This window comes from Christiangramia aquimixticola, from assembly GCF_048285835.1.
Lineage (GTDB): Bacteria > Bacteroidota > Bacteroidia > Flavobacteriales > Flavobacteriaceae > Christiangramia > Christiangramia aquimixticola.
On record NZ_JBLVTL010000107.1, the window covers coordinates 1 to 337 of the forward strand.

Genomic DNA, 337 nt, shown 5'->3' on the forward strand with positions numbered 1-337 from the left:
GATGGCAATAACGGAAAAGGAGATAGCTTAACGCTAACCAGTACTACCGTATCACCAACCCTGGCGATCACCTCAGATAAGACTGGTTTAAAAGCTGGGGAGACTGCCACTATTAGCTTCACCTTTAGTGAGGCCACTACAGATTTTGTAGAAGCAGACATTATCACCACCGGGGGAAGTTTAGGTACTTTGTCTACTACAGATAATATTACCTACACGGCAACCTTAACACCAACTTCCGATTATGATGGTAATATTACCATCTCCGTAGCCGATGATACTTATACCGATAGTGATGGCAATAACGGAAAAGGAGATAGTTTAACGCTAACCAGTA

1 protein-coding gene is annotated in these 337 nt (G+C 42.7%); it reads left to right on the top strand.

Going from position 1 to position 337, the window contains the following annotated elements; all coding sequences use genetic code 11:
* The coding region (locus tag ACNKXV_RS13710) for an Ig-like domain-containing protein (protein WP_417908285.1) at positions 1–337 on the top strand (337 nt) is incomplete at both ends.